An 18,990-nucleotide genomic window follows, 5' to 3' on the forward strand; every position below is an offset into this window, starting at 1 on the left:
ATAAAGCAAAAAAGCACCTTTATCAAGGTGCTTTTTTAGTTCTAAATTAAATACTTATTTCGGGAACTTTCCTCGTATTTCCTTTAAACATAAATTACCTATACTACCAACATGCGAATGCTTCTTAGAAGTATCTGGTGTATACGTTCCATTTTCAACTTCACCTCCTATTTTTTGATATGCTTCTCTAAAAGGCATACCTTCTACTACTAAAGTATTAATGTTATCTACTGTGAATAGGTATTGATATTTCGCATCGTTTAAGTCTATTTCTTTTACAATAACTTGCTGAATAGCATAATTAAAAATATCTAACAAATCTTTGACATCTTCAATAGCTGCAATTATATTTTCCTTTAACAACTGAAAATCTCTATGATAACCACTTGGTAAATTATTGGTAATTAAAACCATTTCATGATGTAACGCTTGAATTTTATTTGCTTTTCCTCTAATCAATTCAAACACATCAGGATTCTTTTTATGAGGCATAATACTACTTCCTGTGGTTAGCTCGTCTGGAAAAGCGATAAAACCAAAATTCTGACTATTATAAACACAAATATCCATTGCAAAACGCGCTAAGGTATTACACACACTTCCTAAAGCTAAAGCAATAGTACGCTCACTTTTTCCTCTACTCATTTGTGCAGCAACGACATTGTATTTTAACGTAGAGAAATTTAACTCTTTCGTGGTTAAATCTCTATCAATAGGAAATGAACTTCCATAACCTGCTGCAGAACCTAAAGGATTTTGGTCTACTGTTTTTAATGCTGCGTTTAATAAATATACATCATCAATTAAAACCTCAGCATAAGCAGAAAACCATAATCCAAACGAAGAAGGCATTGCAACTTGTAAATGGGTATAACCAGGAATTAAAGCGTCTTTATGCGTTTCAGCTAAACCTAAAAGCGTCTCAAAAAACGTATTTGTTTTTTTATTAATTTCTTTTAAATTTTCCTTGTAATATAACTGAAGTGCAACTAAAACTTGATCGTTTCTAGAACGTGCAGTGTGGATTTTTTTACCAACATCTCCTAATTTTTTTGTGAGTTCGTATTCAATTTTAGAATGTACATCTTCAAAAGAAGCTTCAATAACAAACGTTCCGTTTTCTATGGTTTTGGCAATAGCTTGCAACCCACTTTTTAATTGTTTTAATTCTTCCGAAGAAATAATACCAATAGACTCCAACATTATTGCATGAGCTAACGATGCTTGCACATCGTACTTTGCAATATGTAAATCTATTTCTCTATCATTTCCAACGGTAAACTGTTCTATTTTTTTATCGATACTTATTCCTTTATCCCAGAGTTTCATTTTATAAATTTTAATTCTTAAAATTTAGAATCAAGAATCAAGACCGCTTTGCTGTTAGAATTAAGACTGCTCACTCTTGCGTTTGAATAAGTGTCTTGGTTCTTGACTCTTTTATCTTTTTACAGTACTTTTTCTAATAATTCAATATATATTTTAATACCTTCTTCAATTTCATTTACATAAATAAACTCATCTGCAGAATGCGATCGTGTGCTATCTCCTGGACCTAATTTTAAGGATGGACAACTCAACACTGCTTGATCGGACAAAGTTGGAGAACCATAAGTACTTCTTCCAATCTCTACTCCTGCAATTACCAATGGATGATCGATAGGAATGGACGACGAATTTAACTTTATACTCCTTGGAATAATACTATTACAAGGTGCTTCCTTTTGTAAAATATCGACAATATCTTGGTTAGAATATTTATCGTTTACACGAACATCTACTACCAATTTTACATCTGCTGGCACTGCATTATGCTGCTTACCTGCATTAATTTGTGTAACCGTCATTTTTACTTTTCCTAAAGCGTCTGAAGTTTTATCGAATGTATAATTTTTAAACCATTCTAAAACAGGAATAGTATTATAAATCGCATTATCATTATTTGGATGCGCTGCATGACTTGGTGTTCCTTTTACTACTGCATCAAAAACAACTAATCCTTTTTCGGCAACTGCTAAATTCATTAACGTAGGCTCTCCAACAATAGCGACATCTACTTTTGGAATAACACTTAACATACTATTTAAACCGTTTGGACCACTACTCTCTTCTTCCGCAGAAGCTACAATAACCAGATTAAAATTTAAATCTTCTCTGTTATAAAAATACGCATAGGTTGCCAACAAACTCACCAAACATCCTCCAGCATCATTACTCCCTAAACCGTATAATTTTCCATCTTCTACAATAGCTTTAAAAGGATCTTTTGTGTAGCCATTATTAGGTTTTACCGTGTCATGATGCGAGTTTAACAACAAGGTTGGTTTACTTTCATCAAAGTATTTATTGGTAGACCAAACATTATGTTGCGTGCGATGAAACGGAATATCTTGCTGCACAAACCATTGCTCGATATGTGCTGCAGTTGGACCTTCTTCAGAAGAAAACGACTGCGTTTCTATTAATTGCTTTAACAATGCAATTGCTCTTGTTGTTAATTTTTGTATCATTTTGTAATGGTTGTGTGTTTATTATTTGCGTTAAAAAGCATACTAGACTTACCAATACAAACTTTTTGAACCTTGTGATGTATAGCATGAAAACAGTTATTTAATTTTGGTAGCATGCCTTCAAAAATCACTTTATTTTCCACTAATTCTTTATACGTAGCTGTGTTGATGTTTTCTATTACAGAATTGTCGTCTTCTACATGTTCTAATACACCATTTTTTTCGAAACAATAATATAGTTCTGTTTTAAAAATAGATGCAAAACCAATCGCTATTTCTGAAGCTATCGTGTCTGCATTGGTGTTTAATAATTGTCCGTTTTTGTCATGTGTAATAGCACAAAACACAGGAGTGATTTGGTTATTTAAAAGAATTTCTAACGTTTCTGTATTTACTTTTTTCACATCACCAACAAAGCCGTAATCTATTGTTTTTACAAGTCTTTTATCGGATACTATTGTATTACCATCTGCTCCAGAAAACCCAATGGCATTACAACTACTTGCTTGTAATTGAGCAACTACATTTTTGTTTATTTTTCCAGCATAGACCATAGTAATAATACCTAAAGTATCTGCATCTGTAATACGTCTTCCATCCACCATTTTAACTTCTACTTGCATTTGCTTTGCAAGTTTGGTTGCTAATTTTCCGCCTCCATGTACTAATATTTTTGGTCCAGCAATCGTAGCAAACTCTTTTAAAAACTGTTTTAAAGCATCATCATTATCAATAATGTTTCCTCCAATTTTTATGATTTTTAGTGTTTTCATCTTAAAGATTTTCTAAAATCTGTTTCAACACAATTTGCGCTGAAAACGTTCTGTTATTCGCTTGTTTTATAACTACGGAATTGTCGCTATCTAAAACCGCATCTTCTACAACCACATTTCTTCTGACAGGTAAACAATGCATGAATTTTGCTTTTCCTAATTTTTCTTTTGTTAGCATCCAATCTGTATCTTGACTCAAGATTTTACCATAATCGTTATAACTACTCCAATTTTTTACATACACAAAATCTGCGCTTTCTAAAGCTTCTTTTTGGTTGTAATTTACAGGTGTATCTTTTGTTATTTCTTTACTTAACTCATAGCCTTCGGGATGCGTAATAGTTAAGTCGACATCCATATTTTGCATCATTTCTACAAATGAATTTGCAACCGCCTGTGGCAATGCTTTAGGATGAGGTGCCCAAGATAATACGACTTTAGGTTTTGCTATTTCTGTTAATTCGGTAATGGTAATTGCATCTGCCAATGCTTGTAAAGGATGCGCTGTAGCACTTTCCATATTCACAATTGGCACTGTTGCGTATTTTATGAAACTATTCATTACAAATTCAGACTCGTCTTTTTGCTTATTGGTTAAACTAGGAAACGCTCTAACTGCAATCACATCCGCATACTGCGAAATAACAGCTGCAGCTTCTTTTATATGTTCTGAAGTATTTGCATTCATGATTGTCCCATCTTCAAACTCTAGATTCCAAGCGTCATTTACGTTTAAAATCATAACATTCATACCTAAGTTTTTTGCAGCTTTTTCTGTACTTAATCTTGTTCTTAAACTCGCATTAAAAAACAATAGAACTAGTGTTTTATTTTTTCCTAACTCTTGATTTTCAAAAGGATTCATTTTTAACAAAATAGCTTCCTTTATCGTTTCCTGAAGATTTGATATGTCTTTTATTTCGGTGTATTTTTTCATCTATTTATTACTTTAATCTTACTGAATTCATTTCAACTTCTGACTCTTATGCGATTCTGAAACGAGTTCAGAATGACGTTGCGTTTTTAATTCTCTTTTTTAAACCTTTTAATCATTAATAAAACTCATGTTTTGAAACAACCATCATAAAATATTCACTGCTCTCGTCAAGCTGAATCTATTTCAGCTTCTCATTATTATGTGATTCTGAAACAAGTTCAGAATGACGTTACTTGCGTCATTATTTTAATTCGTTTTTTAAAGCTTCAAAAAACATATCCACATGTTCTTTTTTTATGGTTAAAGGTGGAAGAATTCGTAATAAATTAGGATTCTTTGCACTTCCTGTAAATATCTTTTGATTAAAAATTAGCTTTTTACGAAGGTCTGCAATAGGAAAACCGAACTCTAAACCAAGCATTAAACCTCTCCCTTTTATATTTTTTATCGCTGAAATTTCTTTAGCCTTTTCTATGAAATAAGCCGAGATCTCTTTAGCATTTTGCATTAAATTCTCTTCTTCAATCACTTCTAAAACCGTTGCAGATGCAATACAAGCTAAATGATTTCCTCCAAAAGTGGTTCCTAATAATCCAAAAGATGCTTTAATATTGGGATGAATTAAAATACCTCCAATTGGGAAACCGTTTCCCATACCTTTCGCTATGGAAATAATATCTGGTGTAACCTTATATTTTTGAAAAGCGAAAAAATCTCCAGTTCTACCAAAACCAGATTGCACTTCGTCTGCAATAAAACAGGTATTATATTTTTTACATAAAGCATCTACACCTTCGTAAAACGTTGCAGTACTTTCATCTAAACCACCAACACCTTGAATACACTCAATAATTACTGCACAAACATCTTTTTTAGCCAATACTTTTTCTAAGGTTTCCAAATCACCTAATTCTAAAATCGCTACTTCTTGCTGCGCATTAATTGGTGCAATAATTTTTGCATTATCTGTTGCTGCAACTGCTGCAGACGTACGACCATGAAATCCGTTTTTAAAAGCAACCACCTTTTTCTTTCCGTTATGAAAAGAGGCTAATTTTAAAGCATTTTCATTCGCTTCTGCTCCAGAATTACATAAAAAAAGCTGGTAGTCTTTACAACCAGATAACTCCTCTAATTTATCTGCCAACTTAACCTGCAACGGATTCTGAATCGAGTTACTATAAAACCCTAATTTAGAAACTTGCTCTGAAATAGCAGACACATATTTTGGGTGCGAATGCCCAATAGAAATTACAGCATGTCCACCATATAAATCTAAATATTTGGTATTATTTTCATCAAAAACATAGATATTTTCTGCCTTTACAGGAGTGATATCAAACAATGGATAGACGTTAAACAAACTCATATTTGTTCTTTTTTAATGTTATTAATTTTATTGAACGAAGCAATCATACCTTGAATTAAAGATGAGCTCAACCCTTTATGTTCCATTTCATTTAATCCTTCGATAGTACATCCTTTTGGTGTGGTAACTCTGTCAATTTCTTCTTCTGGATGGTTTCCATTGGTAATTAATAAACTAGCTGCTCCTTCACTAGTATACATAGCTAATTCTTGTGCTTCTTTGGCATCAAACCCTAACTGAATTGCAGCTTGCGTAGTCGCTCTAATTAAACGCATCCAAAACGCAACACCACTTGCACAAATCACTGTTGCGGCTTGCATTTGGTTTTCTGGAATACTTAATGAATGTCCTAAGCGGTTAAAAATAGCTTCTGCAATTTTAATGCGTTTTTCACCTTGCACATTACTACATAAGCATGTCATAGATTTACCAACTGCAATAGCAGTATTTGGCATGGCACGAATAATAAATTTATCTGCTCCAACCTGTGCCTCAATCTTAGGAATCAAATACCCTGTAATGGTAGAAATTAGCACATGTTTTTCTGTTAAATGTGGTTTTACAGCTTCTAAAACACCTTCAAAATGTCTAGGTTGTATTGCAAAAATGATGATGTCCGACTGTTTAACTGCTTCTACATTATCTGTTGTTAATTGCACATTTTTATAGCCTTCAAATTCCTGAATACCGTTTAAGTCTCTTTTGGTTAGGTATAAACTAGTTATCGCATTATTAGTAATTAATCCTTTTGCTATGGACTTCCCTAAGTTTCCTGTTCCTATAATTGCTATTTTCATTTGTTCCATTTAGTTATTGGGGCGTTACCACAAGGGTCACGTTTTCCGTTATATCTTTTTATTTGACAACTTCTCGACTGCGCTCGAAGAGACAAATAAAAAGGATGCCACTTCAACCGCTAACGCAGCTTCAGTACTTTTAAAAATAATTTGCTTTTAATTGTAATCCTTCCGTTTCTTCAAAACCATGCATTAAGTTCATGTTCTGCACAGCTGCTCCAGAAGCGCCTTTTAATAAATTATCTATAGTACTTGTTATTAGTAATTTGTCGCCATGTTTTTCAAGACTTATAATACACTTATTGGTGTTTACCACTTGTTTTAAAAAGATACTTTCGTCTGAAACTACTGTAAATGCAGCATCTTTATAATACGCTTTGTACATTGCTTTTGCTTCTTCAAGAGAACCTTTATACTTTGTGTATGTTGTAGCAAAAATTCCCCTAGAAAAATCACCTCTATTAGGCATAAAGTTAATTTCGGAATCAAAATTAGATTGCAATAATTTTACCGATTGATTAATTTCCCCTAAATGTTGATGATTAAATGCCTTGTAATGCGAAAAATTATTATCTCTCCACGTAAAATGTGTAGTAGCAGATAAGGATGTTCCTGCTCCTGTAGCTCCTGTTACTGCATTTATATGTACATCATTAGTTAGTAATCCTTTTGCAGCTAAAGGCAAAATAGCTAATTGTAATGCTGTAGCAAAACAACCAGGATTAGCAATATAATTTGCTGCTTTAATTGCTTCTTTATTTAATTCTGCTAAACCATATACAAATTCTTTATCTTGAAAATTTTTATCTGCAAGTAATCTAAAATCATTACTTAAATCTATAATTTTAGTATGTTCTGAAAAGGTGTTTTTTTCTAAAAAGGCTTTAGAATTTCCATGACCTAAACACAAGAATAAGACATCTACTTTTGGGTTTATTTTACCTGAAAACTCTAGTTCTGTAACACCTATTAAATCTTGATGTACTTTATATACTTTGTTTCCAGCGTTAGAGGTACTGTACACAAAATTGAGATTTACTTTAGAATGATTTAACAACAGTCTAATTAACTCTCCTGCTGTATAACCAGCACCTCCAATGATTCCTATTTCTAACATCGCTAATTATTTACTTGTCTATAAATTTTATTCTGATTACCTATAATTTTGATAAATCCTTTAGCATCATCTGCTGTCCATGCTTTATTTTCTTCACCATAAGTACTAAATGCACTAGACATTAAATCGTGATCTGAAACTATTCCATCTAAAGAAAAATGATATGGTTTTAAAGTCACCACAACATTACCAGACACCATCTTTTGTGAACTTTGCAAAAATGCTTCCGTATCTCTCATTACTGAATCTAAATATTGTCCTTCATGCAAATGCATGCCATAAAAACTAGATAAATATTCTTTGTGCTGTAACTGCCATTTTGTAAGCGTATGTTTTTCTAGTAAATGATGTGCTTTTATAGTAATTAAAGCAGCTGCAGCTTCAAAACCTACTCTTCCTTTAGTACCAACAATAGTATCTCCAACATGAATATCTCTACCAATAGCATACCCAGAAGCAATGTTATTTAAATTTTCAATGTTTACTTCTGGCGCATTTTCTTGTCCGTTTAAAGCAACAAACTCTCCATTTTTAAAAGTTAATGTTACTTTTTCTTCTCCTTCTTTTTCTAGTTGAGAAGGATATGCTTCACTTGGTAAAGGTTTTTCAGATTTTAAAGTTTCTACACCACCAACACTTGTTCCCCAAAGCCCTTTGTTAACCGAATATTTGGATTTTTCCCAAGACATATCTACACCTTCAGACTTTAAATATGCTATTTCTTCTTCTCTAGTCAGTTTTTGATCTCTAATAGGTGTTTTAATTTTAATACTAGGAGCCAAGGTTTGAAAAATCATATCAAAACGCACTTGATCATTTCCTGCTCCTGTGCTTCCATGAGCGATATATTCTGCATCAATACTTTTAGCATATTCTATAATCTCTATGGCTTGAATAATACGTTCTGCGCTAACTGACAAAGGATACGTACTATTTTTTAATACATTCCCGAAGATTAAATACTTAACTACTTTATTATAAAAAGTAGCAACTGCATCAATGTTTTTATAAGTAGAAACACCCATTTTATAGGCATTACTTTCTATTTGTTTAATCTCGTCTGTTGTAAAACCACCTGTATTTACACTTACAGCGTGTACATCATACTCTTTAGATAAACTTACTGCGCAATACGACGTATCTAAACCTCCACTATATGCTATGACTAATTTTTTGCTCATTTTTTATTTTCTTTTTTAGGAATCTTGTTTGCTTAATGCTTTTTAATCTGGTCCAAACTTTTTTATCGTATTTGTGTTCTTCAACAGGTTTAACCTCTTTGTCAGGATCGTATAACATGCCTGTACATAAACACATAACTTGCTCTGTACGTTGCAAAACATCGTAATTTTTACACGTTTGACAACCGTTCCAAAACGTTTGATCTTTGGTTAACTCTGAAAACGTTACTGGTTTATAACCTAATTCGCTATTCATTTTCATAACAGCCAATCCTGTAGTAATACTAAATACTTTTGCATTTGGGAACTTGGTTCTAGAATGGTCGAAGATGACTTTCTTAATCTTTTTAGCAAGTCCTAAGTTTCTAAAATCTGGATGCACAATTAAACCAGAGTTGGCAACAAACTTACCATGACTCCATTGTTCGATATAGCAAAAACCTGCAAATTTATCGCCTTCTAAAGCGATAACAGCATTACCATTTTCCATTTTGGTAATGATGTATTCTGGTTTACGTTTTGCAATACCAGTACCTCTAACTTGAGCAGCATCTGCAATGGTTTGGCAAATAATATCTGCGTAAATACTATGCGATTTATCAGCAATAACAATTTCCATTGTAATTGATTTTATTAATTAAAAATGTAATATTTTGATTTTGAGATTCCTGTCTGTACAGGAATTTTGTTTTGAATGGAGAACCGGACTCACCTAAGTTCTAAAATAGAAGTACACCCTTAAGGGCGTCGACGCAAAATTGGACGCACAACAATCCTGTTATTATTTCTAATAACTGTATTTGGAAAAGTAAATATTTGTGATGTGTGATTCAATGTTAAAAAATAAAAAACGGTTAACTAAAGTGCTTTTAAAGTAGGAGCATTAGCGACGTCGTCTGCGTAATAGCAAACTTGTGGGTCTTTCGTTTTTATTTTGTGTTTTTAACATGGTGTAAAACTAGACATTAAATTAATACGGAACTATTTTTTATTTCTTTTTTAATCAATTTTTGTGAATTCATTAAAAAAAGCACTTTAAAATTATTTAATAATCATATGAAAATCAGCTTTATAAATACTTTATTTTCAATTAGACTAAAAACTGAAATAAATCAGGTTTATCATTTAAATAGTCTCCAAAAAAGTTATGTAACTTCATTTTTGTAATTAAAGGTTCTAAATCTTGAGGTGATTTTAACTCTAAACCAACCACTGCAACATCATTTTCTCGGTTTACTTTTTTGGTGTATTCAAAGTGGGTAATATCATCTGTTGGACCTAAAATATCTACAACAAATTCGCGTAAAGCACCTGCACGTTGCGGAAATTTAATTATAAAATAATGCTTTAAATTAGCATGTAATAAAGCACGTTCTTTAATCTCTGGAGTACGTGTAATATCGTTATTGCTTCCGCTAACAACACACACTACATTTTTACCTTTTATGTCTTCTTTATATTGTTCTAAAGCTGCGATACTTAATGCTCCAGCTGGTTCTACAACAACAGCATCCTTGTTGTATAATTCTAATATAGTTTGACAAACTTTACCTTCGTCTACAGTAATCATATCACTTAAATTTTGCTGACAAATTGCAAAGTTTAAATCACCAACACGTTTTACTGCTGCTCCATCAACAAAGTTTTCGATATTTTTTAATTCGGTGTTTTGTTTTCGTCTTAAAGACGTAGACATTGAAGGTGCTCCTGTAGGCTCCACGCCAATTATTTTTGTGTTTGGAGATAATAATTTGAATACGGAAGACAATCCTGCAGACAAACCTCCACCACCAACAGGAACAAATACATAATGGATTGGATGTTGCGCTTGATCTATAATTTCTAATCCAACGGTTGCTTGACCTTCAATAACTTTTTCGTCATTAAAAGGATGAATAAATGTTTTGTTTAGTGCTTCACTTTGCTGCATTGCTGCATGATAAGCATCATCAAAGGTGTCGCCAATTAATACAACTTCAATATACTCTTCTCCAAACATTTTTACCTGTTCCACCTTCTGGTTTGGTGTTGGAGAAGGCATAAAAATTGTGCCTTTTATTTTTAATAATTTACATGAAATAGCTACACCTTGCGCATGATTTCCTGCACTTGCGCATACAATTCCGTTTTCGATTTCTGCTTGACTTAAAGACGACATTTTGTTGTAAGCTCCTCTAATTTTATAGGAACGAACTTGCTGTAAATCTTCACGTTTAAACATGATATTAGCATCGAATTGCTTAGAATAATTTCTGTTAGAAATTAAAGGAGTTACAGATGCAACTCCTTTTAATTTTTCTGCAGCAGCTTCAACAGATGTTAAAGTTGGCTTGTATATTGTTGTAGTGTTTTCCATGCTTTATGAGATCCTGAAATAATTCGGGATGACAATTGATTTAAGCTAATACTGAATCTTCAGTTTTAACATCAGATTTTATAATTTTCATTGCAGTCATTGCTGCTCTTAATCGTTTACCAACTGCTTCGATTGGATGATTTCTAATGGCATCGTTTACTGCTATTAATTCGATATTATCAACTCCTGTTGTTGCAGAAAATGATTTACCAATGATATCTGTTTCAACCGTTTTCATAAAATCGGTTAATAACGGTTTGCAAGCATGGTCAAATAAGTAACAACCATATTCTGCAGTATCAGAAATGACTCTGTTCATTTCAAATAATTTCTTTCTAGCAATTGTATTAGCAATTAATGGTAATTCGTGAAGTGATTCGTAATACGCAGAATCTTCAATAATTCCTGCACTTACCATAGTTTCGTAAGCTAGTTCTACACCAGATTTTACAAATGCTACTAATAACGTTCCGTGATCAAAATATTCTTGTTCAGAAATATGGTCTGTTGTTAACGTTGTTTTTTCAAAAGCAGTTTCACCAGTTTCTGCTCTCCATTTTAAAAGATTTACATCATCATTTGCCCAATCTTCCATCATGGTTTTAGAGAAATGACCCGAAATAATATCATCCATATGCTTCTCGAATAAAGGACGCATGATGTCTTTTAATTCTTCTGACAATTGGTATGCTTTTATTTTTGCTGGATTAGACAATCTGTCCATCATGTTAGTAATTCCTCCATGTTTTAAAGCTTCAGTAATCGTTTCCCAACCAAACTGAATTAATTTTGCTGCATAACCAGCTTCAATGCCTTCTGCAACCATTTTATCGAAAGATAAAATTGCTCCTGTTTGTAACAAACCACATAAAATAGTTTGCTCACCCATTAAATCACTTTTTACCTCAGCAACAAAAGACGATTCTAAAACACCAGCACGATGACCTCCAGTTGCAGCTGCATAAGCTTTGGCTTGAGCCCAGCCTTTATTTTCTGGATCATTTTCTGGATGTACAGCAATAAGTGTTGGCACACCAAAACCACGTTTATATTCTTCACGAACTTCGGTTCCTGGACATTTTGGAGCGACCATAATTACGGTAATATCTTCTCTTACTTTAGTGCCTTCTTCTACAATATTAAATCCGTGAGAATAACTTAGCGTAGCACCTTTTTTCATTAAAGGCATTACTGCTTCTACAACATTTGTATGCTGCTTGTCTGGTGTTAAATTTAGTACCAAGTCAGCAGTAGGTATTAAATCGTTGTAAGTTCCAACTTTAAAGTCGTTAGACGTTGCGTTTTTGTACGATTCGCGTTCTTGATCAATTGCAACTTGTCTTAATGCATACGAAATATCTAAACCTGAATCACGCATATTTAATCCTTGATTTAAACCTTGTGCGCCACAACCAATAATTACAATTTTTTTCCTTTTAATGCATTCACACCATCTTCAAACTCTGAAGCATCCATGAATCTACATTTACCTAATTGATCTAATTGGTTTCTTAATGATAATGTGTTGAAATAATTTGACATTGTCTTTTTATTTTAATTGTTGGTTACGCTTGAAAAGCTTCTAGCATTGTTGATATTTTCATTTCGTCTTTTGTAACAGCAATACGTCCTGAGCGCGTAAATTGCATGATTCCAAAAGCACTTAATTCTCTATATAATAATTCTATTTCTTCTTTGCGTCCAGACTTTTCAATAACAAAAAACTCTTTGTTAACAGTTACAATTCTGGAATTACTCTCTTTAATTATATTCTGAATTTGACGTTCATCAAACAGCAAATCTGATTTCATCTTAAAAATGCAAGATTCTTGATAAATCGTTTCATCTTCTGTATGATAATACGCTTTTATAACTTCAACTTGTTTTTCTATTTGACCAATAATTTTTTTCATTTGACCTTCAGAAAGTTCAACCACCATAATCCATTTAGTAACATTTTCAATTTCTGAAACAGATGAATTTATACTTTCAACATTAATATGTCTTCTTTGAAAAATCGCTGAAATCCTATTTAGTAACCCGATATTATTTTCGGTATAAATGGAAACTGTATATAAATTATTTTCATTCATATTATTCTAATCTTATATCTGAAACTGACGCTCCTGTTGGTATCATTGGAAACACATTCCCTTCTTTTTCTACGCAAACCTCTAAAAAATAGGGTCCATCTGTATTAATCATTTTAGCAACTGCGTCTTTTAAATCTTCACGTTTTGTTACTTTTTCGGCTTCAATAAAATACCCTTTAGCAATAGCCACAAAATCTGGATTGGTCATTTCTGTAGACGCATAACGTTTATCAAAAAACAACTGTTGCCATTGGCGAACCATACCTAAAAACTCATTGTTTAAAACCACAATTTTCACTGGTACTTTTTGCTGAAAAATAGTCCCTAATTCTTGAATAGTCATTTGATAACCACCATCACCAGAAATTGAAATAACTTCTCGATCTGGAGCAGCCATTTTTGCTCCAATTGCAGCAGGCAAACCAAAGCCCATAGTACCTAATCCACCAGAAGTGATATTGCTTCTTGTTTTATTAAAATTGGCATAACGACAGGCTATCATTTGATGTTGGCCAACGTCTGTTACTATTGCTGCATCACCTTTAGTTTGCGAATTAATTTCTTTTAAAACTTCACCCATTGTTAAACCTTCTTTTGTAGGATGGATGTCGTTTTTTATTACTTTTTCATATTCAATAGCATATAAATCCTTAAATTTTTGATGCCATTCTGGATGTGTTTGTTCTTCTAAAAGCGGAAGTAAGGCAGCTAAACTTTCTTTTGCATCACCTAAAACTGCCACATCTGTTTTAACATTTTTATCAATTTCGGCTGGATCAATTTCAAAATGAATCACTTTTGCCTGTTTAGCATATGTAGACAAACTTCCGGTTACACGATCGTCAAAACGCATACCAATTGCAATTAAAACATCGCACTCATTAGTCAATACATTTGGTGCATAATTACCATGCATACCAACCATACCAATATTTAAAGGATGAGATGTTGGAATTGCTCCTGCACCTAAAATAGTCCAAGCAGATGGGATTCCTGCTTTTTCAACAACTGTTTTAAATTCGGCTTCAGCCTGACCTAAAGACACACCTTGACCCCAAACAATCATTGGTTTTTTTGCTGCATTGATTAATTTTGCGGCTGCTTGCAACGAATTTTGATCTAATTTTGGAATTGGGATATAACTCCTGACACCTTTACATTTGTTGTATTTAAAATCGAACTCTTCGAATTGAGCATCTTTTGTAATATCTACTAAAACAGGACCTGGACGTCCACTTCTAGCTATATAAAAAGCTTTTGCTATTGCTTCTGGAATCTGAGATGCTTTTGTAACCTGACAATTCCATTTTGTAACTGGAGTAGAAATACCAACGATATCCGTTTCTTGAAATGCATCACTACCTAACAAATGCGAAGCTACTTGACCTGTAATACAAACCATAGGTGTACTATCAATTTGTGCGTCTGCGATACCTGTAATTAAGTTTGTAGCACCTGGACCTGATGTTGCTAATGCTACACCTACTTTACCAGAAATACGCGCGTAACCTTGAGCAGAATGTGTTGCTCCTTGTTCATGACGTGTTAGTACATGATGAATTTTATCTTGGTACTTATAAAGCTCGTCATAGACAGGCATGATTGCTCCTCCAGGATAACCGTAAAGGATATCCACACCTTCAGCTAACAAACATTTGATAACTGCTTCGCTACCAGAAATACGCTCTGTAGTTTGCGTTGTGTTTGTTTCTTTTTTTATAGTTTTTGTATCCATATTATTCTATTTTGGATAATTAGTTTTTGTTTAAAACTCGTCAGTTACACAACCCTTTGAGGCAGATGATACGGTTTTAGCATATTTATACAATACACCACGTTTGAACTTTAAATCTGGTGCTTTCCATTCTTGTCTTCTTTTTTGTAAATCTTCTTCTGTAACCTCTAGAACAATTGAGTTTGTTTCGGCATCAATGGTAATCATATCACCATCTTTTACTAAGGCTATGTTACCACCTTCTTGAGCTTCTGGAGTAATATGTCCAACAACAAAACCATGCGTACCACCAGAGAAACGACCATCTGTAATTAAAGCCACATCTTTACCTAAACCTGCTCCCATAATTGCAGCAGTTGGCTTTAACATTTCTGGCATTCCTGGTCCTCCTTTTGGTCCTTCGTAACGAATTACGACAACATCTCCTTTTTCTACTAAACCATCACGAATACCATCATTAGCAGCATATTCGCCCTCAAAAACTTTAGCTTTACCAATAAAACTTAAACCTTCTTTTCCTGTAATTTTAGCAACAGAACCTTCCGTAGCAAGATTACCATAAAGCATTCTTAAATGCCCTGATATTTTTATTGGTTCTTCAATTGGCTTAATAACATCTTGACCTTCTTTTAGATCTTTAACATCTAATAAATTCTCTGCAATTGTTTTTCCTGTAACGGTTAAACAATCTCCATGAATTAATCCTTTTTTTAATAGATATTTTAGAACCGCAGGAATTCCGCCAACAGCGTGAACATCTTCCATTAGGTATTTTCCACTAGGTTTTAAGTCGGCTAAAAATGGTGTGTTATCACTAATATCTTGAAAATCTTTTAATGTGAAATCGATATCTGCTGCTCTTGCAATTGCTAAAAAGTGAAGTACAGCATTTGTAGAACCACCTAAAATAGTAACTAATCGCACTGCGTTTTCTAGAGATTTACGCGTAATAATATCTGAAGGCTTAATATCCTTTTCTAATAACACACGTATGGCTTCACCTGCTTTAACAGACTCTTCTTTTTTAGCATCACTTAATGCTGGGTTTGAAGAGTTAAAGGGTAAAGTCATCCCTAAAGCTTCAATAGCTGAGGCCATAGTATTTGCAGTATACATACCACCACAAGCTCCTGCTCCTGGACATGCTTTTTCGACTATATTTTGATATTCAGTTTCTTCCATGGTTCCAGCGACTTTGCTTCCCCAAGCTTCAAAAGCAGAAACGACATCTAATTTTTTTCCGTTATGGCAACCAGAATCAATGGTACCACCATAAACCAAAATGGATGGACGGTTTAGCCTAATCATAGCAATTAAAGCTCCTGGCATATTTTTGTCACAACCAACAACTGTTATTAAACCATCATAACTCATGGCTTGTACTACAGTTTCCATAGAGTCTGCAATAATATCTCTAGATGGTAATGAATAGCGCATACCTGGAGTACCCATAGAAATACCATCACTAACACCTATTGTATTGAAAATAAGCCCAACAATATCTTCGTTTTTAGTACCTTTTTTAGCCAATTTAGCTAAATCATTAAGGTGCATGTTACAAGGATTACCTTCGTATCCTGTACTTGCAATACCAATAATAGGCTTAAAAAAATCTTCTTTAGTTAAACCAATAGCATGCAACATGGCTTGTGCAGCTGGTTGTGTTGGGTCTTGCGTAACTGTTTTACTGTATTTATTTAATTGACTCATATTTTTATTTACTAAATCTAAAGTACTTTAATGTTTCTTTTTTATTATAATCTTTTAGTGTTTAACGCTAAACCCAATATAATAAACCAATATTTAAATAATTGATTTACAGGGTTTTAATAATCAAACTCTATGACGTTCAATTATTTTATTTTTTATAAAAAAAAGCCTTCCGAAAAAGGAAGGCTTAAATTTAATCTATATTTTGATTCATCATAGCATTCCTTGGCGTCGTGAAATAATCACGATGCTAATAATAGAAATAATATTAATGACTTGTTTTTTCATTGTTAATCCAAATATTGGAATTATATTTTTTAAAACCTAATTTTTTAAATAATTAAATGAAGTCTTAAAGATAATTTAATCATTTAACATTATTAATGCTATTAGTTTAAATGTTGACATTTTAAGTTTATACTGAAACTTCTCTTAAAAAAATAAAAGGACTTAATTAGTTAATAACACCTTTTTTTCAATATCTACAATTAATTGCTTCCCATCTCTTTCGATAACAACTATTAACTTTTCAGGACGATTAGCGCTTAAAATCTCGCACCATTTTTTATCCGTAACTTTTGTATAATCTATATCGTTTACACTTAAAATTTTATCATTAATTTTAAGGCCTTTTTTTCTGCTTCTGAATTTTCAGAAATTGAACTAATATAAATGGATTCATTTTCAAGTCTTATTCCGTAACCATGACCGCTAAATATAACTTTATCATCTGATACGTTATTTTCAATAAACCATGTTTTACGATCTTTCCAACTTAAAACTACTCTATAATTTTTTAAAAATCCAGCACCAATCGTCCTTGAGCCTAATTGCCCAAAAGACATCAAGTTACTTGGTGCTTTGAAGTCACCTGTTTTAAAATTATTAACGATTGCTTTATAAGACGTAGACATTTTAAGATCACCATAGATTCCTGCAATAGTACTTCCTCCATTAGATTTAACATATTTAATCTTAGGATTTTCATCTCTTAATTTTTTAAAATCGAATGCAAAAAGAGTAATACCACCACCATAACCATAATCTATCATAGTGTTATATAATTTTTCATTACCCAAATAAGCTGTGATTGCAGGTGTCCCATCGTAACCAATAAAAATTTTAGTGTAAGGTGCATCCTCCGGAATACTAATCGCGTCAATTGTATTAGTAAATGTAATCTCGTGCTTTACCATATCTATTTCCCAAACAGCATTTCGCATAAAATTAGCTCCTAAAAAACCATCTATTCCTGTACACTTAAAATCTTTTACAGCTTCAATATCAAGCACAGCAGCTCCAGTATCAAAGAAATTAATTCCATTTAAATTTATAGTATCTATTTTAACAAAATTTAAATTTTTAGAGGTATTCCCTAAATCAAAAACCTCCTCTTTACCTACAACCTCTAAGTCTAATTCTTCTACCATTCTTGGTGAAATTGCAGTAACTGCACCTGTATCAAACAATAAACGGTACGACTTATCTTTAATCCTCACTTTAACAAAAATAGAATTACCATAAGGTTCATATTTAAATGTTGATTTAAACACTTTATCTTCAATAATACCCTTTTTTAGTAGTTTTTTAATATTCTGAGAAGTACATAAAAAAGAAGATAGAAGTACTAATAATAAAACAAAGACGGACTTGATTCTTGTAAAATACATATGCTAAATAGTGTTTAATTCTAATTGAATATTAATAATATTAACTGACGCTTAATTAGTTAGAATAATTATTTGATATATAAAACAAAACATTAAAAATGAATGGAAGAAAACCTTTAACATATATAAAACAAAAAAACCGATTCAAATTAATGAATCGGTTTTAATGGTGGTCCCACATGGGCTCGAACCATGGACTTTCTGATTATGAGTCAGATACTCTAACCAACTGAGTTATAGGACCCGAAATTGGAGTGCAATATTACTATTTATTTTAAAGTCTTACAAGTCTTTTTTAAATTATTTAATCTCTTGACAAAGTTCTATCAGTACTCCGTTAGACGATTTTGGATGTAAAAATGCCACTAACTTATTGTCTGCTCCCTTTTTAGGGGTTTCATTTAAAACAATAAATCCTTCAGATTTTAATCTTAAAATTTCTGCATTTATATCATCTACAGCAAAAGCAATGTGATGAATTCCTTCTCCTTTTTTCTCTAAAAACTTTGCAATTGGGCTTTCTGGCTTAGTAGCCTCTAATAATTCTATCTTATTTGGTCCAACTTCAAAAAAAGAGGTATTAACACCTTCACTTTCTACAGTTTCAATTTTATAGTGTGGCTTGCCAAAAAGTTTAGCAAAAAGCGCATTAGATTGCTCTAAATTTTTGACTGCTATACCAATATGTTCTATTTTTTCCATTTATTATATAATTTAAGGTATAATAATTGCTTAATTATGC

At 32.6% G+C, this 18,990-nt stretch carries 15 protein-coding genes, 1 tRNA gene and 1 pseudogene; all 17 read right to left on the minus strand.

Annotated features, from left to right (window positions below; all coding sequences use genetic code 11):
• Positions 1 to 54: 54 nt before the first annotated feature.
• Positions 55 to 1,329, minus strand: coding sequence for an argininosuccinate lyase (gene argH / locus AC0L4B_RS03580; RefSeq protein WP_473438581.1), 1,275 nt, complete (start codon positions 1,327 to 1,329; stop codon positions 55 to 57).
• Positions 1,330 to 1,448: 119 nt separating this feature from the next.
• Positions 1,449 to 2,510, minus strand: a complete 1,062-nt coding sequence (locus AC0L4B_RS03585) for a M20 family metallo-hydrolase (protein ID WP_473438582.1) — start codon at positions 2,508 to 2,510, stop codon at positions 1,449 to 1,451.
• Positions 2,507 to 3,283 (minus strand): acetylglutamate kinase, encoded by a 777-nt coding sequence (gene argB / locus AC0L4B_RS03590; protein WP_473438583.1) that lies wholly within the window; start codon positions 3,281 to 3,283, stop codon positions 2,507 to 2,509. The genes AC0L4B_RS03585 and argB overlap by 4 nt, the downstream gene beginning before the upstream one ends.
• Before the next feature lies 1 nt (position 3,284).
• Positions 3,285 to 4,220, minus strand: a complete 936-nt coding sequence (locus AC0L4B_RS03595) for an N-acetylornithine carbamoyltransferase (RefSeq protein ID WP_473438584.1) — start codon at positions 4,218 to 4,220, stop codon at positions 3,285 to 3,287.
• 241 nt (positions 4,221 to 4,461) lie between these two features.
• Positions 4,462 to 5,589, minus strand: coding sequence for an aspartate aminotransferase family protein (locus AC0L4B_RS03600; protein WP_473438585.1), 1,128 nt, complete (start codon positions 5,587 to 5,589; stop codon positions 4,462 to 4,464).
• Complete coding sequence (gene proC, locus AC0L4B_RS03605) at positions 5,586 to 6,386, minus strand: pyrroline-5-carboxylate reductase (protein WP_473438586.1); 801 nt, start codon at positions 6,384 to 6,386, stop codon at positions 5,586 to 5,588. The genes AC0L4B_RS03600 and proC overlap by 4 nt, the downstream gene beginning before the upstream one ends.
• 139 nt (positions 6,387 to 6,525) lie before the next feature.
• The gene (gene argC / locus AC0L4B_RS03610; RefSeq protein ID WP_473438587.1) at positions 6,526 to 7,503 is read right to left on the minus strand and encodes an N-acetyl-gamma-glutamyl-phosphate reductase; all 978 of its coding nucleotides are present in this window, start codon (positions 7,501 to 7,503) and stop codon (positions 6,526 to 6,528) included.
• A gap of 2 nt (positions 7,504 to 7,505) precedes the next feature.
• On the minus strand, positions 7,506 to 8,684 hold the full coding sequence (locus tag AC0L4B_RS03615) for an argininosuccinate synthase (RefSeq protein WP_473438588.1): 1,179 nt from the start codon (positions 8,682 to 8,684) through the stop codon (positions 7,506 to 7,508).
• Entirely contained in the window at positions 8,656 to 9,303 is a 648-nt protein-coding gene (locus AC0L4B_RS03620) for a GNAT family N-acetyltransferase (protein WP_473438589.1), read from the minus strand. Before AC0L4B_RS03620 ends, AC0L4B_RS03615 begins: the two co-directional genes overlap by 29 nt.
• Before the next feature lie 471 nt (positions 9,304 to 9,774).
• Complete coding sequence (gene ilvA / locus AC0L4B_RS03625; RefSeq protein WP_473438590.1) at positions 9,775 to 11,040, minus strand: threonine ammonia-lyase IlvA; 1,266 nt, start codon at positions 11,038 to 11,040, stop codon at positions 9,775 to 9,777.
• Between the two features lie 40 nt (positions 11,041 to 11,080).
• Positions 11,081 to 12,582: pseudogene (gene ilvC / locus AC0L4B_RS03630) on the minus strand (ketol-acid reductoisomerase).
• A gap of 23 nt (positions 12,583 to 12,605) precedes the next feature.
• On the minus strand, positions 12,606 to 13,133 hold the full coding sequence (gene ilvN / locus AC0L4B_RS03635; RefSeq protein ID WP_473438591.1) for an acetolactate synthase small subunit: 528 nt from the start codon (positions 13,131 to 13,133) through the stop codon (positions 12,606 to 12,608).
• A 1-nt stretch (position 13,134) separates the two neighbouring features.
• The gene (gene ilvB, locus AC0L4B_RS03640) at positions 13,135 to 14,868 is read right to left on the minus strand and encodes a biosynthetic-type acetolactate synthase large subunit (protein WP_473438592.1); all 1,734 of its coding nucleotides are present in this window, start codon (positions 14,866 to 14,868) and stop codon (positions 13,135 to 13,137) included.
• A gap of 30 nt (positions 14,869 to 14,898) precedes the next feature.
• The gene (gene ilvD / locus AC0L4B_RS03645; RefSeq protein WP_473438593.1) at positions 14,899 to 16,578 is read right to left on the minus strand and encodes a dihydroxy-acid dehydratase; all 1,680 of its coding nucleotides are present in this window, start codon (positions 16,576 to 16,578) and stop codon (positions 14,899 to 14,901) included.
• Between the two features lie 602 nt (positions 16,579 to 17,180).
• The gene (locus AC0L4B_RS03650) at positions 17,181 to 18,248 is read right to left on the minus strand and encodes a retropepsin-like aspartic protease (RefSeq protein ID WP_473438594.1); all 1,068 of its coding nucleotides are present in this window, start codon (positions 18,246 to 18,248) and stop codon (positions 17,181 to 17,183) included.
• A gap of 167 nt (positions 18,249 to 18,415) precedes the next feature.
• Positions 18,416 to 18,492 (minus strand) — tRNA-Ile (locus AC0L4B_RS03655).
• A gap of 56 nt (positions 18,493 to 18,548) precedes the next feature.
• A complete protein-coding gene (mce, locus tag AC0L4B_RS03660) occupies positions 18,549 to 18,950 on the minus strand; it encodes a methylmalonyl-CoA epimerase (RefSeq protein WP_473438595.1) in 402 nt (133 codons plus the stop codon).
• Positions 18,951 to 18,990 lie beyond the last annotated feature (40 nt).

This window comes from Olleya sp. NP1-10, from assembly GCF_055804415.1.